Source organism: Pseudomonas sp. (genome assembly GCF_050739655.1).
Classification (GTDB): domain Bacteria; phylum Pseudomonadota; class Gammaproteobacteria; order Pseudomonadales; family Pseudomonadaceae; genus Aquipseudomonas.
Window position 1 is genome coordinate 1 of record NZ_JBOIBY010000552.1, and the last position, 1,360, is coordinate 1,360.

The 1,360-nt window shown below is 59.6% G+C and carries 1 protein-coding gene; it reads right to left on the reverse strand.

All coding sequences use genetic code 11. The annotated features are described in order from the left end of the window. Positions 1 to 1,326 (reverse strand): amidophosphoribosyltransferase (gene purF / locus ACRESJ_RS26470; protein WP_431760504.1); only part of this gene is annotated, 1,326 nt, incomplete at its 3' end. Positions 1,327 to 1,360: the final 34 nt, after the last annotated feature.

A 1,360-nucleotide genomic window follows, 5' to 3' on the forward strand; every position in this document is an offset into this window, starting at 1 on the left:
GATCAAGTCAGGCAGGTCCTGATAGACCAGCCAGTCGGCGCCGATCAGGTCAGCCACGTCCTGGGTCGAGCGGTTGTGGGCGATCAGTTCGTGGGCGCTCGGCATGTCGATGCCGTAGACGTTCGGGAAACGCACAGCCGGTGCCGCGGAACAGAAGTAGACATTCTTGGCGCCCGCTTCGCGTGCCATCTGAATGATCTGCTTGCAGGTGGTGCCGCGAACGATGGAATCGTCCACCAGCATCACGTTCTTGCCGCGGAATTCCAGCTCGATCGCGTTGAGTTTCTGGCGTACGGATTTTTTCCGTGCAGCCTGACCAGGCATGATGAAGGTACGGCCGATGTAGCGGTTCTTCACAAAACCTTCGCGGAACTTCACACCCAGATGGTTCGCCAATTCCAGGGCCGCAGTGCGGCTGGTGTCCGGGATCGGGATGACCACGTCGATGTCGTGCTCAGGACGCTCGCGCAGGATCTTCTCGGCCAGCTTCTCACCCATGCGCAGACGCGCCTTGTACACGGATACGCCGTCGATGATCGAGTCCGGACGCGCCAGGTAGACGTGTTCGAAGATGCACGGCGTCAAGGACGGGTTGGTCGCGCACTGACGGGTGTGCAATTTGCCATCTTCAGTGATGTAGACCGCTTCGCCCGGAGCGAGGTCGCGAATCAGGGTGAAACCGAGCACGTCCAGGGAAACGCTTTCGGACGCGATCATGTACTCGACGCCTTCGTCGGTGTGACGCTGGCCGAACACGATCGGGCGGATACCGTGCGGATCACGGAAGCCCACAATACCGTAACCGGTGACCATCGCTACAACGGCATAACCACCTACGCAACGGTTGTGCACGTCGGTGACGGCGGCAAAGACGTCTTCTTCGGTTGGCTGCAACTTGCCACGCTGGGCCAGTTCGTGAGCAAACACGTTGAGCAGCACTTCCGAATCGGAGCTGGTGTTGACGTGGCGCAGGTCAGATTCGTAAATCTCCTTGGCCAGCTGTTCAACGTTGGTCAGGTTACCGTTGTGCGCCAGGGTGATGCCGTAAGGCGAGTTGACGTAAAACGGTTGGGCTTCGGCCGAAGTCGAGCTGCCCGCGGTCGGATAACGCACATGGCCAATACCCATGTGGCCGACCAGGCGCTGCATGTGACGCTGCTGGAACACGTCACGCACCAGGCCATTGTCCTTGCGCAGGAATAACCGGCCATCATGGCTGGTCACGATACCGGCAGCGTCCTGGCCGCGGTGCTGGAGGACGGTTAGCGCGTCATACAGCGCCTGATTGACGTTCGACTTACCGACGATACCGACGATGCCACACATGCGACGCAACCCCTACTTAATGGATCTGAACTGA